General features: G+C 50.7%; 20 protein-coding genes, 1 tRNA gene and 1 pseudogene. 11 read left to right on the forward strand and 11 right to left on the reverse strand.

The window, feature by feature from the left end:
- Positions 1-40 precede the first annotated feature (40 nt).
- Complete coding sequence (locus P1U71_RS03460; RefSeq protein ID WP_301104153.1) at positions 41-2,053, forward strand: protein meaA; 2,013 nt, start codon at positions 41-43, stop codon at positions 2,051-2,053.
- A gap of 40 nt (positions 2,054-2,093) precedes the next feature.
- Here the strand turns inward: P1U71_RS03460 and gluQRS are convergent, their stop codons facing one another.
- Positions 2,094-2,939: a tRNA glutamyl-Q(34) synthetase GluQRS gene (gene gluQRS, locus P1U71_RS03465; RefSeq protein WP_301104154.1), complete on the reverse strand. Its 846-nt coding sequence runs from the start codon at positions 2,937-2,939 to the stop codon at positions 2,094-2,096.
- A gap of 139 nt (positions 2,940-3,078) precedes the next feature.
- Here gluQRS and P1U71_RS03470 point away from each other — a divergent pair, with 139 nt between their 5' ends.
- The 4 genes from P1U71_RS03470 to P1U71_RS03485 all read left to right on the forward strand — a co-directional run bounded on the left by P1U71_RS03470 (position 3,079) and on the right by P1U71_RS03485 (position 6,583).
- Positions 3,079-4,365: a S41 family peptidase gene (locus P1U71_RS03470; RefSeq protein WP_301104155.1), complete on the forward strand. Its 1,287-nt coding sequence runs from the start codon at positions 3,079-3,081 to the stop codon at positions 4,363-4,365.
- On the forward strand, positions 4,362-5,003 hold the full coding sequence (locus P1U71_RS03475) for a DNA-3-methyladenine glycosylase (RefSeq protein WP_301104156.1): 642 nt from the start codon (positions 4,362-4,364) through the stop codon (positions 5,001-5,003). The genes P1U71_RS03470 and P1U71_RS03475 overlap by 4 nt, the downstream gene beginning before the upstream one ends.
- Before the next feature lie 201 nt (positions 5,004-5,204).
- Entirely contained in the window at positions 5,205-5,756 is a 552-nt protein-coding gene (locus tag P1U71_RS03480; RefSeq protein WP_301104157.1) for an HNH endonuclease, read from the forward strand.
- Positions 5,757-5,854: 98 nt separating this feature from the next.
- Entirely contained in the window at positions 5,855-6,583 is a 729-nt protein-coding gene (locus tag P1U71_RS03485) for a hypothetical protein (protein WP_301104158.1), read from the forward strand.
- 12 nt (positions 6,584-6,595) lie between these two features.
- Here P1U71_RS03485 and P1U71_RS03490 read toward each other — a convergent pair whose 3' ends face one another.
- From P1U71_RS03490 to P1U71_RS03500, 3 genes are read right to left on the reverse strand one after another with little or no spacing between them, the layout of a single operon-like run.
- Positions 6,596-7,168, reverse strand: coding sequence for a demethoxyubiquinone hydroxylase family protein (locus P1U71_RS03490; RefSeq protein WP_301104159.1), 573 nt, complete (start codon positions 7,166-7,168; stop codon positions 6,596-6,598).
- A 9-nt stretch (positions 7,169-7,177) separates the two neighbouring features.
- Positions 7,178-7,666, reverse strand: a complete 489-nt coding sequence (locus P1U71_RS03495; protein WP_301104160.1) for a disulfide bond formation protein B — start codon at positions 7,664-7,666, stop codon at positions 7,178-7,180.
- A gap of 22 nt (positions 7,667-7,688) precedes the next feature.
- Positions 7,689-8,270 carry a YqaA family protein gene (locus tag P1U71_RS03500; RefSeq protein ID WP_301104161.1) on the reverse strand — a complete coding sequence of 194 codons (582 nt, stop codon included), beginning with the start codon at positions 8,268-8,270 and terminating at the stop codon, positions 7,689-7,691.
- A gap of 163 nt (positions 8,271-8,433) precedes the next feature.
- On the opposite strand from P1U71_RS03500, the gene P1U71_RS03505 reads away from it, so the two are divergent.
- Both P1U71_RS03505 and P1U71_RS03510 read left to right on the forward strand, forming a co-directional pair.
- A tRNA-Leu gene (locus P1U71_RS03505) sits at positions 8,434-8,519 on the forward strand.
- A 555-nt stretch (positions 8,520-9,074) separates the two neighbouring features.
- The gene (locus P1U71_RS03510) at positions 9,075-9,962 is read left to right on the forward strand and encodes a hypothetical protein (RefSeq protein WP_301104162.1); all 888 of its coding nucleotides are present in this window, start codon (positions 9,075-9,077) and stop codon (positions 9,960-9,962) included.
- Positions 9,963-10,014: 52 nt separating this feature from the next.
- On the opposite strand, the gene P1U71_RS03515 is transcribed toward P1U71_RS03510, so the two are convergent.
- The 3 genes from P1U71_RS03515 to P1U71_RS03525 are packed head-to-tail and all read right to left on the reverse strand — an operon-like array spanning position 10,015 to position 12,661.
- Positions 10,015-10,947, reverse strand: a complete 933-nt coding sequence (locus P1U71_RS03515; RefSeq protein ID WP_301104163.1) for a DUF2971 domain-containing protein — start codon at positions 10,945-10,947, stop codon at positions 10,015-10,017.
- A 36-nt stretch (positions 10,948-10,983) separates the two neighbouring features.
- Entirely contained in the window at positions 10,984-11,421 is a 438-nt protein-coding gene (locus P1U71_RS03520) for a hypothetical protein (protein ID WP_301104164.1), read from the reverse strand.
- 43 nt (positions 11,422-11,464) lie between these two features.
- Positions 11,465-12,661 carry a hypothetical protein gene (locus tag P1U71_RS03525; protein WP_301104165.1) on the reverse strand — a complete coding sequence of 399 codons (1,197 nt, stop codon included), beginning with the start codon at positions 12,659-12,661 and terminating at the stop codon, positions 11,465-11,467.
- A 186-nt stretch (positions 12,662-12,847) separates the two neighbouring features.
- Here P1U71_RS03525 and P1U71_RS17970 point away from each other — a divergent pair, with 186 nt between their 5' ends.
- On the forward strand, positions 12,848-13,252 hold the full coding sequence (locus P1U71_RS17970; RefSeq protein WP_367281108.1) for a type II toxin-antitoxin system PemK/MazF family toxin: 405 nt from the start codon (positions 12,848-12,850) through the stop codon (positions 13,250-13,252).
- Between the two features lie 251 nt (positions 13,253-13,503).
- On the opposite strand, the gene P1U71_RS03530 is transcribed toward P1U71_RS17970, so the two are convergent.
- Together P1U71_RS03530 and P1U71_RS03535 are read right to left on the reverse strand one after the other, a co-directional pair.
- Positions 13,504-14,235 carry a hypothetical protein gene (locus tag P1U71_RS03530; protein ID WP_301104166.1) on the reverse strand — a complete coding sequence of 244 codons (732 nt, stop codon included), beginning with the start codon at positions 14,233-14,235 and terminating at the stop codon, positions 13,504-13,506.
- Positions 14,232-14,483: a helix-turn-helix transcriptional regulator gene (locus P1U71_RS03535; protein ID WP_301104167.1), complete on the reverse strand. Its 252-nt coding sequence runs from the start codon at positions 14,481-14,483 to the stop codon at positions 14,232-14,234. The genes P1U71_RS03530 and P1U71_RS03535 overlap by 4 nt, the downstream gene beginning before the upstream one ends.
- A 125-nt stretch (positions 14,484-14,608) precedes the next feature.
- Between P1U71_RS03535 and P1U71_RS03540 the strand changes: the two genes are divergently transcribed.
- Together P1U71_RS03540 and P1U71_RS03545 are read left to right on the forward strand one after the other, a co-directional pair.
- Positions 14,609-15,019 (forward strand): hypothetical protein, encoded by a 411-nt coding sequence (locus P1U71_RS03540; protein WP_301104168.1) that lies wholly within the window; start codon positions 14,609-14,611, stop codon positions 15,017-15,019.
- Position 15,020: 1 nt separating this feature from the next.
- Positions 15,021-15,335, forward strand: coding sequence for a hypothetical protein (locus P1U71_RS03545; protein WP_301104169.1), 315 nt, complete (start codon positions 15,021-15,023; stop codon positions 15,333-15,335).
- Positions 15,336-15,470: 135 nt separating this feature from the next.
- Here the strand turns inward: P1U71_RS03545 and P1U71_RS03550 are convergent, their stop codons facing one another.
- On the reverse strand, positions 15,471-15,998 hold the full coding sequence (locus P1U71_RS03550) for a hypothetical protein (protein WP_301104170.1): 528 nt from the start codon (positions 15,996-15,998) through the stop codon (positions 15,471-15,473).
- Between the two features lie 125 nt (positions 15,999-16,123).
- On the opposite strand from P1U71_RS03550, the gene P1U71_RS03555 reads away from it, so the two are divergent.
- Positions 16,124-16,525 (forward strand): hypothetical protein, encoded by a 402-nt coding sequence (locus P1U71_RS03555; RefSeq protein WP_301104171.1) that lies wholly within the window; start codon positions 16,124-16,126, stop codon positions 16,523-16,525.
- On the opposite strand, the pseudogene P1U71_RS03560 reads toward P1U71_RS03555, so the two are convergent.
- A pseudogene (locus tag P1U71_RS03560) lies at positions 16,479-17,077 on the reverse strand (hypothetical protein); the annotation flags it as partial. The gene P1U71_RS03555 and the pseudogene P1U71_RS03560 overlap by 47 nt on opposite strands.

Genomic DNA, 17,077 nt, shown 5'->3' on the forward strand with positions numbered 1-17,077 from the left:
AATAACCGAACTTAAACGACTATGAATACGAAAGATAATTATGGCACAAGACAAGACGGACGCCGTAAAATCCGGCACCCCAAAGAAAGATCGCCCCTGGTTGTTCCGCACCTATTCCGGTCATTCGTCCGCCAAAGCCTCAAATGAGCTTTATAAAACAAACCTTGCGCGTGGCCAGACCGGCTTGTCCGTTGCCTTCGATCTGCCGACCCAAACCGGCTATGATTCGGATCATGTCCTCGCCCGGGGCGAAGTGGGCAAGGTCGGTGTACCAATATGCCATATCGGGGATATGCGCGCCCTGTTTGATGATATCCCGCTCGAGAAAATGAACACCTCGATGACCATCAACGCGACATCCGCCTGGTTGTTGGCACTTTATGTTGCGGTCGCCGAGGAACAAGGCGCCGATGTGGCCACCCTTCAGGGCACCGTCCAGAATGATATCATTAAAGAGTATCTCTCACGCGGAACCTATATCTTTCCACCAAAACCAAGCATGAAGCTAATAACCGACGTGGTAAGCTACACCTACCAGCATATGCCGAAATGGAACCCGACCAACGTCTGCTCCTACCATCTGCAGGAAGCGGGAGCGACACCGGTGCAGGAACTGTCCTTTGCGTTGGCAACAGCCATTGCGGTTCTGGATGCGGTAAAAGAAGGCGGGCAGATCAGCGCCGAGGATTTCCCCTCTGCGACGGGGCGGATAAGTTTCTTCGTCAATGCTGGCATCCGTTTTATCACCGAAATGTGCAAAATGCGCGCTTTTGTCGATCTTTGGGATGAGATCCTGCGGGATCGCTACGGTGTCGAGGATGAGAAATTTCGACGCTTTCGCTATGGCGTGCAGGTAAACTCCCTCGGCCTGACGGAACAACAGCCGGAAAACAACGTCTATCGCATTCTCCTTGAAATGCTGGCCGTCGTGCTTTCCAAGAAAGCGCGCGCACGGGCCGTTCAGCTCCCCGCCTGGAACGAGGCATTAGGGCTGCCCCGGCCATGGGATCAGCAGTGGTCGCTTCGCCTGCAGCAGATTGTCGCTTTTGAGACCGACCTGCTGGAATTTGGCGATATCTTCGAAGGTTCGACCGAAATTGACCGCAAGGTTGAGGAGTTAAAAGCCGCTGCACGCGAGGAGCTGAAACTCATTGAGGAAATGGGCGGTGCCGTCACTGCCGTCGATACCGGCTATTTAAAAGAAAGCCTGGTGAATTCCAATACAAACCGCGTTCAGTCGGTCATCGCTGGCGAATTGCCCGTCATCGGCGTGAATAAATTTACCGAATCCGCCCCTTCCCCGCTCACGCAGGAGGCCGACGGCGGGATCATGACCGTCGATCCCGCAGCGGAAGCCGAACAGATCGAGCTGTTGCAGGCATGGCGCGAGAGCCGGGATGACGCCGCCGTGAAGAAGGCACTGGACGCCTTGTCAAAGGCAGCAAATGACGGGCAGAATATCATGCCGGCCTCCATCGCCGCCGCCAAGGCAGGGGTGACGACGGGTGAATGGTCGGAAGCACTCCGTCACGTATATGGGGAATACCGCGCGCCAACCGGCGTGAGCTCGGCTGTTTCCAACGCAGAGAACGACATTTTGGAACCCGCCCGAGAGAAGGTTGCGGCGGCGGCGGCGGCACTTGGACGGCCGCTCAAGGTTCTGGTCGGCAAACCGGGACTTGATGGCCATTCCAATGGTGCGGAGCAAATCGCCGTGTCCGCCCGCGACAGCGGCATGCAGGTGGTTTATGAAGGGATCCGCCTGACACCGGAGCAGATTGTCACCGCGGCCAAGGCCGGGACCGTCGATCTTGTCGGCCTGTCCATTCTTTCCGGCTCCCACATTCCGCTTGCGACAGAAGTCTGTGAAAGATTGAAAGCCGCAGGCCTTGGCGATGTTCCTGTTGTGGTCGGGGGCATCATCCCGCTCGAGGATGCGGAGACACTCAGGAAAGCCGGCGTCAGTCAGATCTATACACCGAAGGATTTCGACATGGCGGGCATCGTCATCGACATGGTCGATATGATCATGAAATATGAGAATGTCGCCTGATCAGAGCGTGGGCGAGAGATTCGCGGAAAAGCGCCGAAAATTAACCATAATCGACCATTTTCCGCACCTCTTCGGGCTGGTAACCATATTCGCGTAAAGATTTGATTGTTGCATCCTTGTCACGTTTTGAGAGACGACGCCCTTTCGCATCCGAGATCAATCCATGATGAAAATAGGTCGGTGTCGACAGGTCCAGCAAGGCCTGCAAGAGCCGGTGAATATGCGTTGACGCAAACAGGTCCTGGCCCCGTATAATATGGTTAACACCCTGAATTGCATCATCAAATGTCACCGCCAGATGATAGCTGGTCGGGGTATCCTTCCGGGCCAGGACGACATCGCCGAAGGGGGCCGGATCACATTGTACCCACCCCTTGCCGACTTCCTGAAACTGAAGGGCCGATAACTCTACGCCCGCAACCGCATTAACCATATTTAGCCGTAGTGCATAAGCATCCCCGCGGGCGAAACGCGTCTGCCGTTCAACTTCCGTCAAGTCGCGGCAAATCCCCGGATACTGGGGACCTTCCGGTCCATGGGGTGCCGAGTTGCTGCGGTTGATTTCAGCCGTGATCTCCTTCCGGGTGCAAAAACAGGGATAGATCAAATCCCGGTCGCTGAGCTTCTCAAGCAGGGCCGTATAATCTTCAAAATGATCGCTTTGGCGGCGCACCGGCGGGTCCCAATCCAGCCCCAGCCAGGCGAGGTCTTCATAGATCGCATCTTCGAATTCCGGGCGGCATCTCGTCTGGTCGATATCTTCCATGCGAAGCAGGAACCGTCCACCGCTTTCCCGGGCCGCCTTCCAGGCAAGAGAAGCGGAATAAACATGTCCAAGATGGAGAAAACCGGTTGGGCTCGGCGCAAAACGCGTTATAGTTACCATATAGTTAACAACGGAGTGCTTTCGAAAAAATAGTCAAATACGCTTAAAATTTTATCTGTTTTTCTTGTCAGCCGCCGGGGGCGGCGCTAGCCTTTGTTAATACTTTATTAATTATAAAAATTGTCAACGGGCGAGACGAATGTTTAAAAGAATATTGATCGCGTTGAATATATTAATGCTGGTAACGGCTTGCGCCATTCCGATGACCAGAAACGATGATATCAATGCGGCGATGGACCGATATGAAGTTGCCTATCGCGAAACCGTTAGAAATGACCCGATGATGGCGGAAAATATCAACGTCATGGCGGATGTTCTGCAGACGGTGGATCAGCGATATGTTGATAATGTCAACCCCGACGCCCTGATTGATAAGGCGATTGAAGGATTGAAGGCCGTTCCGGTTGACGGAGAAGGCGAAAGTGATCCGACAACGCGCGCGCTGAACGCGATGCTCGCTTCAATGGACCGGTATACCGGCTATATGGCACCACAGCGCTTTTCCTCTTACCGCGAAAGTCTGGAAGGACATTTCGTCGGCCTCGGCATTCATATCAGAATGATTGACGACAATCTCACCATTATGAGCCTGCTGCGCGGTTCTGGTGCGGAAGAGGCCGGGCTGCTTGAAAAAGACATTATCACCCATGTTGACGGCGAGCCGATCAAGGGCCTCACGCTCTCTCAGGCGCGGGACAAGCTGCGCGGACCGGAAGATACATTTGCGCCCCTGACCATTCTCCGGGAAAGCGCACCGTCCCCGCTGCAGATTGATGTCATGCGCCGCGACGTGGAAGTTGCCGCAGTGGAGCACCGTATTGAAGGAAATATTGGCTATATCCGTATCTTTTCCTTTACTCGGAATACCGGCCCCGGCGTGGCCGTTGCGCTGAAGGATTTCCAATATACCCTCGGCTCAGGCCTCTGCGGCATCGTTCTGGATATGCGGAATAACCCGGGTGGCCTCGTTTCCGCCGCGGAGATTGTCGCCGATGCCTTCCTCGATAGCGGAAATATCTATTCAGTCAAAAACCGCGGACGCGAGTTGGTGTCGCGTGACGCCGTTCAGGGGGACGAGACCGAGGGTGCCCCCATTATCGTGATGCTGAACAAGAAGTCCGCGTCCTCTTCGGAAATTGTTGCCGGTGCGCTTAAATATCAGGCGCGGGCCAAATTGTTCGGGGAAAAGAGTTACGGTAAGGGGTTGATGCAGTCGCTGATGCCGCTCCGGAATGGCGGTGGCCTCCGGCTAACGACCGGCCGATTTACAACGGGTGGAGGCCCGACATTTCATGGGGTTGGACTAACGCCGGATATTCCGCATGTCGTTCACGAAGGCGAAAGCGATGAAGCGCAGATCGCCCTTGCGGCGAAAAGCCTGAATTGTGCTTCGGACATGAAGACGGCGCTTGTTACCTCCCAATGACGGATGAGGGGGATATTGCGGCTGCCCTTGACCATATTGGCGCGCAGGACCCGGACTTCGCCCACGCCCTCACCCTGATCCAGCCGCTGCCGACCCGGCGTCGGCCTGCCGGGTTTGAACATCTCGCCAAAATCATTGTTGAGCAACAAGTATCGCTCGCCAGCGCAGAAGCCATCTGGGGCCGACTTTATAGCGCCGTGACTCCCTTCCTGCCGGAGAGAATGCTTGACCATACGGAAGAAGAGCTCCGCGCTCTTGGATTAAGCCGCCAGAAAGCGCGTTATTGCCGTGCCCTGGCCGAAGAAATCTTAAGCGAACGCCTCCAGCTTGATATCCTTCATGAACATGATGACGAGAATGTTCTCGCCCAGCTGACCAGCGTAAAGGGGATCGGTCGCTGGACGGCGGAAATTTACATGATTTCCTGCCTCGGTCGCGCAGATATCTGGCCCGCAGGCGACGTCGCGCTCCAGACTGCCTTTGGACATCTCAAAAACCTTCCCACTCGGCCTGACGCGGCGAAGATGGATGAACTTGCGGAACCCCTCCGTCCCTATCGCACCGTCGCCGCGCGCATTTTGTGGCGCTATTATGCTGATGTGGTGCAGGCGCCGACGCGCAAAAAAGTCTCTGAATAACTATAATTTTTGGGAGGACTCACGAAAACAGGCGGATGCACTCCTATATTTCATACGGTAAAATCTTTTGGCACCATGGCCTCCCCTAGATGCGGTGGCTTCATAATTATTTCACACAAAATACTGTAATAGGGTTTGCAATTTGCAAAGGGAAAGGCCAAACTTTCCATCGTACCATCCTGTTTGGAGACAGATAGAGCCTTGCAAACGTCTGTGGAAAAATACCCGGCCCTGGTTCTGAACGCCGATTACAGGCCCTTAAGCTACTTTCCCTTATCGCTTTGGTCCTGGCAGGACACTCTTAAATCGGTCTTTCTGGATCGGGTCAACATCGTCTCGGAATATGATCGGATTGTCCGATCGCCGAGCTTCGAGATGCGCTTGCCCAGCGTGATCTGCCTGAAGCGCTATGTCAAACAAGGCAAGCAGCCCGCCTTCACCCGATTTAATGTGTTCCTGCGCGATGGCTTTCGCTGCCAATATTGCGGCTCACCGGAGGAGCTGACATTCGACCATGTGCTGCCGCGCCGCCTCGGCGGACAGACAAGCTGGGAGAATATCACGACGGCTTGTGCGCCCTGCAACATGAAGAAAGGGGGCAGGCTTCCCCGGGAAGTGAGTATGTTCCCGGAAATCCGCCCCTATATACCGACCCCGCAAATGCTTAATCATCAGGGCCGCGGCTTCCCGCCCAACTATCTTCACGAAAGCTGGCGCGACTATCTTTATTGGGATACCGAACTCGAAGAATAAACGAAATTCCCCGCCCCCACTTGCCTTACTGACGTTTCGGCGTCTATATAGAAGCAAATTTGTAATCTTTTCCCTTATCACTAAAGATGTGACGCACTATGAGTTATGGCCTTGGTCTTTCAGAGAAAAAGCAGGCGCGGCAACGCCGCAATCGCTTTTTCAAGTTCGTTTTGTATATTGCAGTGGTCGCTGGCGCTGGTGTTTATGGCTATTATGAAGGTCAGGCCAACGGCGAACGGCGGATCGCCGATATTGAGGGGCAGGTCATCGTATTGACCAGTGAAAACGACCGCCTGAACGATCAAGCCCGCGCCGCCCTTGATAAGCAGAGCGCCGCCCTCGCCGAAGCCCGCCAATGGCGCGACAAGTTCGAGAATGAAATCCCGAGCGGACCAACCCGTGAAATCCTGGATCTGGTGCAAACCCGGATGGCCGACGGTCTGGAGCCGGAACGGCTGTTTTCGCTAATCACACTCGCCCAGAACAGCCAGAATTGCGACGCCGCACCCGAAACGAAGCGCTTCATCGTCAATACACCGATTTTTTCCAGCCCCGGAAACTCGGTCAGCCTTGGAAACGGCTCTATTACGGTAACTGGAAATGGAAAATCGGTCGTTAATGCGGAAGGCAATGTGGAGGCTTGGTACGATCCGGAGCAGCCGGTGGAAATCACCTTCACCCAGCTTGGCGGGCAGAAAGAGTTGCTGACCGGCGTTCTCCCTCTTCACAAGAGCGTAGTGTTTGGTGCCAATGAATATCGTTTCAGCATTCTTGCGGGCAAACAGAGTTTTGCCACCATTTCCGCGACGCGGTGTGATTTTCCGTAAAATACCCGCCGGTCAAATACGCGAAGAGAGCCAGATCGCCATTTTTGAGCCTGCTTTCACGGCAGTAGTGAGCAGTTCATAGCCGGGCGCCTCGCGAGCCCCTTCTTCACGCGCGGTGTCGCGATGCTCGATTTCCTCATCGCGAAACTTGGAAATCGTCTCTTTCAGCTCCGGCTCGTACTCTCCAAGGGTGTCGAGCTGATCGCGATAATGCTCATCGATGACTTCCTCCACCGCTTCGGTACAGGCCATCGCCGCCTCTTTCCCGAGCATGGCCGTTCCCGCGCCAAGCGCATATCCGGCGACATGCCAAAGCGGGCTTAACAAGGTCGGGCGAACACGTCGATCCCTAAGAAGCTCTTCAAACTTCTTTCTATGAACCTCTTCCTGCTCCTTCATATGTTGCAGGGTATTCGCGGACTCCGTTTCTTTCAGAACGGCAAGCTGCCCTTCATATATCCGCACCGCGCCAAATTCCCCTGCATGATCGACACGAATAATTCTTTCCAGCTGTTCGCGGGGGTTGAGATCACCGGGCTGGCGGCCAAGGGCGGGTTTTTCATCTAGGGGGTTTTCGTCCGACATTGCCATTCCTTAGTTGTTCCTAGAAGAACTTAGCGCAGCAAACAGCGAAAAAACAGCCAGAACTGCACCGGCAATGACATTATAGCCCGCCATTGAAATGCCAAAAAGGGACCATGCGACCTCATCGCAGCGAACAATGGGCGTTGACATGATCTTGGCCTTTAAATCCTGCAGACTGCTGGCTTTTGCCGTATCGCCGACACATTCTGCCGTGCCTTCCCACCAACCCTGCTCGACGCCCACATGATATCCGGCAATGGCGGCGGTGACCGCAAAGCCGAGCGCACAGAGCAAAAGAAACGGGGTCGTTCCAACGCGCTTATGCAAGGCAAGCCCGGCAAGAGATATCGCAATGACCGCGGCATAAGGCCAGCGCTGATAAAGACAGAGGACGCAGGGCCAAAGATCAAAGACATATTGCGCAACAAAGGCCGTGCCGAGCGCCGCAATACTCGCCAAAAGAGCTCCCCACAGCGCATTTTTCGTTAGGTAAGCCATCGATCCCGCCCTTCCCTATGCGTTAGAGCATGTATTTGATGGCTATAAATCCGCCAATCAACAAGACAAAGAAGAGAACGGTCAGCAGGCCGAGGTATTTCTCGATAAATAACTGGATCGGCGCGCCGAACTTCCATAGCAGGCCAGCAACCAGAAAGAACCTCAGGCTTCGCGACAGGGCCGAGGCTAGGATAAAAACTAGGAGGTCGAGATGGGTTACGCCGCTGGCGATGGTGATGACCTTATAGGGAAACGGCGTCAGCCCGAAAAAAGCGACAATCCACCCGCCCCATTCATTATAAGCCTCCGTAAAATTGTCAAATTTCTCCGTATAACCATAAAAATCTATGATCGGCGCGCCAATCAGGTCAAAGAAAAGATATCCGACAAGATACCCGAACAGCCCGCCGACGATCGAAGTCAGACTGCAGATAAACGCAAGCCGCCATGCCTCACGACGATTGGCCAGCACCATCGGGATCAACAGAACATCCGGCGGAATGGGGAAAAAGGAGCTTTCAGCAAAGGAAATGCCCCCCAGAAACCATTTTGCCCGCGGCTTTGCCGCTAGTCCCATGGTGAAATCATACAAACGTCGCAGCATAGAGCGGGCCAGAACCTGAATAAACCAAAAAGAAGACGGGTCTTTTTAGCCTTTTTTTTAAGCCGCCTCAATCTTTATCATTATTTATCATGCTGATGCGCGTCCGGTCAGAACGCCTATTGACCCGCCTCCATTCATCGCTATAGTGCGGATTTTCGACGCAGCCCCTGTGGCGGAATTGGTAGACGCGACAGATTCAAAATCTGTTGTCCTTAGGGCGTGCCTGTTCGAGTCAGGCCAGGGGCACCATTTAATAACAATAAGTTACGTTCTTTTCTGCGCCGACGAATAGAGGCCATATTTGTCCAGTAAGCACATAGTAAGCACCGCGCAAGAAATTGGCGATTTTTCACCTTCGAAGAGCAACGGCAGAATCGCACCTTGACTCGCGCTTTTATTCTTGTGCTATGAAAAATCATGACGACAATCCGCGAAACAATTATCAAGGGACACAGGATCGGGGTTAGGTGCAACGATTGCGCGCGGACAGCTCTCCCTGTCACGGTGGAGATTGTCAAACGGCTGGAAAAACGCTTGCGGAAGCCGACAAACGATATTTGCGCCATTCCAGTTGCGGCTATTGCCGCCTATATGGTTTGCGGCTGCGGATCAAAGAATGTGAAGATATTCGCTGTGGAGCCCGCCAAGGCGGAACCCAAGTGGAATCCCCTCGCCTCTAAACAGCGGCGAAGATTTAAGCCTATTTCTATATGTGAGTGAGCGCAAAAGCTGTTTTAGGTGCAATAGCCATGCTAGTTTCTTGTCCGAAAACAACAGTTCAGCCAGTTGACACCGTGAGACGATATGGCGATTTCCAACGAAGGCAAAGCGTGCGATGCGGTCGTCCGATTCCTTGAAAAGGAAACCGGCGAGAACCGCGCCAATCTCAAGCGTCCGGAAAAAACTAACGAAGACCCGCCAGTTGAGCTGCGCTTGGATCTCGGCCCCAAAAATTATGCATTCGAGCACACTCGGATAGAAGCATTTTCAGGTCAGATTCAGGGAGAGAAAGAATTTGGACAGTTTATTCTGCCCATTCGGGATGAGCTATCCGGGAATTTACCTGGATCGGCGGTGTACTATTTAAACTTTCCCACGAATGCGCGACCTAACATCAAAGCTCGGCATCTTGAAGGTATGAAACGTGATTTTACTGAATGGGTTCTCGATGCCGCTCGACGCTTAAATGAACGCTATCCGGAAGGACCTTCGCGTGAAAAAAGCCCATTCGGGGTCACAGATACCCTTCGAGAAAGGCCGCGTGGGTTTAATTATGAAGTCGTAATGACGCGCAGAGAACATTGGAGAATTGCGGATCGCCAACGGGGCAAGCTCTTGGTATCGCGCTACGCTCCAGAAGATGTTGAAATTCATCGAGCGAAGCGATTAGGTATTGCGCTCGACAATAAATGTCCGAAACTTCACCTCTGCGCAGCGGAGGGGGCAAGAACGGTGTTAATTTTGGAGGATAACGACGTTGCGCTATCAAACCATATCCTAATTTGGGAGGCGTTGTCCGAGGTGATGGCGGGACGTGAAGACCTACCAGACGAGATTTATTTAGTAGATACCTCGACCAGCATATGGGCACTTTGGCGACTGAAGTACGACGAAGATATTTTTTTGGAGGATGGCTGGGAATATCTTGAACCCAACGAACTTGCCGACATAACCAACGGAACTAATAGTTAAAGGAAGTGTGCGCTTTTTGTCGTCCATATGCGGCAATAGCGATAGCGTCGCTTTATCTTAGAGGAATTCGGCTAATATCGACGGGCACATGTTCGAGGCCGTAGTGATCCAGAAGTTTACGGGTGGCCTCTGCACGGGCTTCTTTATCAGCTGAAGGGCCGACTATGACCTTTTTAAGAACTGTTTCAATACGCAGATCAAATCCATATTCCGGATAATTAGTTAGTGGTAAAACAAAGAATGCTTTCTCATTTGGTCCTGGATCGAGTGTGTGGATAGTTTCTTCACTTAGAGTTTGTCCGATGATCCTCCGTAAGCCTTTCATATAGATAAAACGAACTTCCGCTTCTTCATCAAAACCGTTATGTTTTACGCAAGGAGCTTTTGCCAAAAGCATTACGGCCATATTCATTCGGTTTAAAAGCGCTGCATTAACCTCAGGCAAAGCGGATATTCTTTGCAGGTAGTCGTGCGCCAAGGCTGCTGCGTGGCCTTCCCTTACATACTCGACTTTTGATGAGTAAACGTGAAAATCAATTTTTTGCGGCGTCATTCTACTATGTTGTAGCGGCGAGCTATCAACCACAAGTGCAACCCCCTTGCCCTCGTCTGCATATCCGCGCCACATACTCAATCTTCCGTCTGGATACTCATCAAAATATTCGCACCACGATGAGATGTAGGTTTCTTGGCGTATAGCCGGGCGAAGTTGCTCGATAAAACGCTGGAGCAGTAGTTGACCCGCGTCACTAAGCAATGCAGGAGCCTGAGCCAATATCTCATTTATAAAATGGTCACACTCTGTAGTATCGTTCATTTGGACGGTACTGCCGAACCACAAAGACTGCGTTTCCAGGATTCTTTCAAGCGTCTCGGAACTCGTATAATGAATAATTTGGGTTGAATAGTCTGCAACCCCCATGGCATCCGCGATACGTGTATAAAGGTCAAATCGGTCGAGTGGTTGAGGTTGATTTTCGGACAATTTTCTATCCTAAGGAATTATTTTTTATAGTTATATTCATGGTTTGAATGCTATTGCCAATAGCATTTCCGGAACGAATGCGTAGACACTCAACAAAAGGGAAATCAATGCATAACCAACGAACAAGCGCAAAGATATCTTGAGAATATTGACCGCCGTATGTGCAAATTTGCTCTTGGTTTTCCCGAGATTTTTGCTGTCGATCCAATCATCGATAATATCCGAAACAATGTCTGCAAGATGAATACATTTTGCAAAGGACGCACAACACCACACAATTCCCGACGTAATTGCAATGACAGTTAGAAAATAATTGTCAACAATATCAGATGCGGCAATCAAAGCTGCGACGAGAAAAAGCCACCCAATAAGCTTGAAAAAAGGCTCTGCAAATCCCCAACCATAAAATACTATATAGTCAAATAGTGGGAACACGGAGTCCGATGTGTCTGGCCGCTTTAGCTCATCGTTCAAAGCTACTTCCTCTCAAAGCTGGTTTAACCTCTCGAGCCACAAATCATTTGTCGCTATCTAAAGTATAATCAAGAAAACGCCTTGATTTGATGGGATCGACTTTGTCTGCTTGTACTTTTACCCAATCTAACCAGCGCATAATTTCTTCCGATGACGTCTCTATATTACCCTCTTTCCAAAGAGCCAAAACTGTTTCAGCAAATTCTCTGATATCTGTTGCCTCACGCATTGCGCGCACGTCGTCCAGCAAGCGAGTTAATCTGGATTTTTCAATGGCAGCCCGACGCTCAATCTCTTTTCGCTCTGCCTCTTCTTTATTCCTTTTTGCTTCTGCGACGAGATTTTTTTTCCGCGCGATTTCATCTTCATATAACCACTGGCATGTTTCACGATACTGAACCTCACCAGCGACTATAACGGCAATGACCATTTCCCGCAGATGTTCTTCCAATCGCCCCCCATCTTCTCCGTCGGCCCAAGACTGCCGAACATCCCCCGTCATACCGCCACAAAAGATTGAAAGGCGTAAGCGGCCATTTGTCGAACGTGTTTTATGCCTCTGACTTCGAATTCGCTCTGGTTTTACCGAAGCGCTTTCCAGTGAAATTTCAACACTGGCATTATTCACTTGAACAGAAAGTTCATGCGCGTTCTGATCTCGAATATTTGGCTTCATTCCTGCGCGCTCAAGAGCAGTAAAAACAGCATTTATAATTTTCAGTCGTCTTATTTCAAAAGGGTTGTTGAATTTCTGCTCGTCAAACATGTACGAGTAGGGTGATTTTAGATGCTTCTTCCGCCTTTCCCCGTCTTTCTCAAGAATCTTACGGATAATACGATGAGCTTTTTCAGGAAATTTCGGCATCGTAACACTCTTGATACGTGCCTCTACACCGGCTTTAACTTCCTCTATTGACTCTTCGAAAATGTATGGCGTCGGGTCTGTTGCGAGGATATCTTCATCTGTCCTATGGTAAAGGTTAAAGCCGTGTTGGAAACCACCTATCTTGACGATATCTGACATTCCGGCCCCTCGATCCGGTAATGGCTGTCGTCGAATACTCTTGCCTGCCGCAAGCTTCACCCAATATCCGACGGGGGGCCTAGGTATATTTGCATACTTACAAGCCTTGGCCATACTGACGTCAGACAAACCAAATTGTCCGGCCACCTTCTTCATCGGTTCGGACCAGACGAGGTTATAAAGCTCTTTCCGACTAAGTGTTTTATTTCCCGCCATGGTTTACATTTTATCATTCAAGCCCGAGCATCTCAGAATCTATGTGCTGTGTATCTTCCCAACATATAGGGTGTGACATAATGCGCAAAGTGCCGACTTTTCTGTAAAAGATGATTGCATAGTGTTCTGTTTTATCCTAGCAAATGTTGGATACTGGACCACTTTAAGTCCTTACTGCGAGGAATCATGGCGCTTCATATCCACCCTTCACCAGGGACAATAGTAATATGCGATTTTACACGAGCTTTCGTACCTCCCGAGATGGTCAAAAGAAGGCCGGCGATTGTCGTATCGCCAAGATTTCGGGAGCGGGAGAGTCTCTGTACTGTCGTTCCCATGAGCACAACGGCCCCTGATCCGCAAATGCCGTATCACTATAAACTAGAACTTAATGACCCCCTTCCCGCTCCTTACAATTCGACAGTCCAATGGGTTAAGGCAGATATGGTGGTAACAGTATCTTTACACCGCCTAATGATGCCATATTTAGGTAAAGATGATGAAGGAAAAAGAATTTATGATACCCGCATATTGAGCGCAAAAGACTTTGCGGCAATACAAAATTGCACTCGTGCAGCGCTTGGTCTTTAAATTATTAATTGAAAATTTATGGATTGATCTTTATATTGTTGTTGTACCCGCTCTGCTTCGGTATCGGGCAAGAGTCCTCGGAAGAGGCCGCTATACATGTGAGATTGCAATCCGGTATAGTGTCTATATAGGCCCCGCCTCGGTGGGGCCTTTGCTTTTTTGGGCCTTGTAACTTTGAATGTCTTTTCCCCGGCACTAGGTTTTGTTCTTTTTCAGTTTTTACCGGCAGCCAATCGTAGAACCGCTCAATTTCACTTTTTGTCGCTCGACTCGTTATCTGGCATCGTCTCAACATCAATTTTCAATTTTTTTGATCCGGTTGCCAAGACACCAATCAACTTCCCAATCTTCTCCAATTCATTTGCAACCTTTAGTAACGGGGAGTCAGCCACACTTGTATGCGCAAATGAATCTACTTCAAGCACACTTTCGACGGCTGGCATATCTCGTTGATTGCTCCTAAAACGACATATCGCAGTGATTTTTCGCCCATCCAACGCACGTTTCACTTCCGGGAAAATATTCAAATTCACTCTTCTCGTTTCTCCAGACGCTAGCGCCGGAATACCGTCTCGTATCGGCCCTTCTTTCAAATTTTCCATGAATTTTGCAGATGCATCCGTAATTTCTGATTTTTCCACAGACTCGTGCCAGTAAATTTCGAAACGTATGTCTCTCGCCAGTCCCCGACCTGCATTCTGTATTAGTAGCTGAAGTAAATAAGGGCCGTGAGGCGCTGATGCGACTGTAATAGTGATATATGGATCCGTTTGAGAGGACAATACCCTGCCAGTCAGACGCACGTAAAGAAATGTCAATATTGCAAGTCCAATTGTAGCGCCTGCGGTTGCTACGGCACTCCATTCGATAGCGGAAAGCGAGAAAATCGCCTCGTAGTGCCCAAAAACGTTCAATACTCCAAAGCTGAGAGCCCCAACTAGAACTCCGAGAACAAAAATAAAAATTATATCGCGATTTTTCAATGTGCCAGCCTCACCCCCGGCCCCGCCAGATCATCCCCGGCAACAAACAGTAATCCCCGCTCCCTAAATACCTTGGCGAAGGCTTGCATTGATCCTGCCTGCGCTTTCGTGCGCCCGTTCTCTATCCGGGTAACGGTGTTGGGTGCTATGCCAGATAGCTCTCCAAGCTCCCGCACCGTCATTTTGAGCGCGGCACGGGCCATTCGAAGCTGAACCGGTGTTATAATAATTTGATTGTATGTTGACATAGTAGCCATTATGAACTTATAATAGGGGCATTGCAAGAAATGCTTTGCAACAAAGCAGGCCGAGAAGGTGTCTCACCACCATCCCAGCCCTAATCACAACCGAAACTAAAAAGGAGTTTCAGGCTATGACTAAATCCAATATAAGCACAGTTCCCGCCAAGTTCGATAGGCGTTCTGCATTAAAGGGCGCTGCAATGCTTCCCGCTGTCGCTGTTCCTTTCATTCCATCGGCAAGCGTTGCCGGTGACAATGACCGAGCCATCATTCAAATGGTGGCGGAACATGCCCGATATTCTGACTGGGTAGATAGCCCCGCTTGCATCACTGACGAAGATTTAGACGCGGGAATGGAAGCCGCAAACAAAGCGTCTGACCCCCTGCCAGATACGCCTGCCGATAGCTTTATCGGTGTTCGTGAAAAAGTCCGGTGGTTGCAAAGGCCCGAAAACTTCAACAGCGGCTGCTTTGAAGGGGAGGGTTCGTTTAACCGCAAGGTTCTTCTGAGCGTCTTCGCCGACATACAAAGGCTGGTGTGATATGGCTGACCTTATCGAAAGCTATGAAACACAGGCATTAAGCAAAATCGGCAATCTTCACAGCTCACTTTGTGCGCTTGAGAACGACATGAACGCAGATACCATCAAAGGCGCCGCAGAGGCCACTCTAAGGCTCACCGAGGCGCTTGGAGACCTGTCAGAGGTTCTTATATCGATGCTGGACCGTATAGAAGGCGACGTGGATATTGAGGACAACCATGACAGGGAGGAAGACCGTCACGCCGCTTATGAGCCGGTATACGGCATAGATCAGCGCAAGGTCATAGGTGCATGGGGCGGATATAGCACGACCTGACAAGCGAGCAACCAAACTGGGGAGGGCTTCGGCTCTCCCTTTTTTGTATCCACAATTCATGGCTATAGAAGTAGCGGTCACATGGATTATGATTCCACCGCTCCTTACTCACTTGCGATATCGGCGCGCCCAACCCTATAAATCTTTTGTATACATTAAGACGTCGCGGGCAATGAAAATGTTCGGAGCCTGCTCCTTCGGATTCCTAAGCATAATAATTGTGATGGTCGGATTAGATTTTTTTCTGGTCACCGTCCGGGGCGGTGTATAGGTCGTGGATGTATTGGAGCTGCCGTATGCTGAGCCGCTGTAATTATAGACAGACCCATATTGGGCGCCTGTGCCATATCCATATGCCGACCCGTACGTGTTGCTAACAACGGTGCCCGGCACAGTGCGCTGTGTAACTGTTTCATTCTTGTCTTCATCAATAATAGCGAAATGCGTATAGCCACTCTGAATGGTTACCTCAGCCGCCCTGCGAAGATTGAATTGATTTGCGCGATTAATATCAATTAATGCTGACGTCTCAGTCGATATCATATATCGATCTTCGGAAAGCCTTTGATCCTTATAACCATTAAACCAAATGCTGTCTGAACCATACGGTGCTGTACATGCTGTCAAGAGTGCCGCCAACACAGTAATTGCAAGATATCTCATGCCATTTCCTTCCTCGCATCTAAGAATAGAACACATATCAGATGAAAAACAACCTCCGTTTTCCACAAGCAATCCCCGCTGGTATGTATTATATTAGAGAAGTATCCACAAAGACGGGTGACAGTATGAAACGCCTTTTAATTCTCCCGCTCTTGCTTGTCATGGCCGCGTGTGCCTCGCCTGATAGCGATATCCTCGCCCGCCAGTATGTAGCTGACGCTAACGCCAGAACGCCTTATGTAATGGACGTATACCGGGCTACGGGGGCCTCATTGATTGGCGAGGACATAACCTTTCGGTATGAATACCGGGGGGCCGAAATATCCATGGAAGAATTGTTAAAATCAGAAGCGCAGCCCGAGATAAGCAAGAAAAGGTTTAAGGAAGAGCTGAAAAGCATTTGCTCACGGCACGGAGCCCTTAACCTGCTTGCCGACGGATATTCAATTCATATGCTTTTCTTAAACAAAGATGCTCCGCTCACTTTGCCGGTGGATTATAACACCTGTCGCCAAGCAATTTCTTAAAGCGAAATCCCAACAACCGGCACAATGGAAGGCCAATTTTCATCATTACCCGCCCTGTCGGGTTGTCTTCCTCCACCGCCTTCATCGTATAGGCCATGTGGTAGGCCCATGGACGAGCCACAAGCCACGTCAGGCGCGTTGCAAGGGGTGAACGCTGCATGACCCTTACCCAAGGGCCAGCCCACTTGTGATAGCCTCTTAAGGTGCCTTCATCGAGCGTATCGCCGAACCGTTCATCGGCTTGCCAGATATGGAACGGCATAATGCCCTGTCTGTGAAGCTCCGTACAGATTACCTTACCGCCCTGCCCGTCTCCGGGGTCGCCGGATGGTGCGGGGTTGGGATCGTTCCTCGATATGCCTTGATCTGTCCCGGATACGCTGCGTTGCAGGTTTTTGTTCTGGTCGGCAATCTGTTGGGCCGTCATGTTGGGATCGAAGCTGAAATCAGCTACAGATGGCGTTTCGTGCGCTCCAAGCGTGCCGTTCTTTGTCACCTGTAGATTTCGCCGGTCGATTTCTTCCTGATTTAGTTTGCTTTTCCCGCCAGAAT

Origin of the sequence: Sneathiella sp., from assembly GCF_029233945.1 — a bacterium.
GTDB lineage: Bacteria > Pseudomonadota > Alphaproteobacteria > Sneathiellales > Sneathiellaceae > Sneathiella.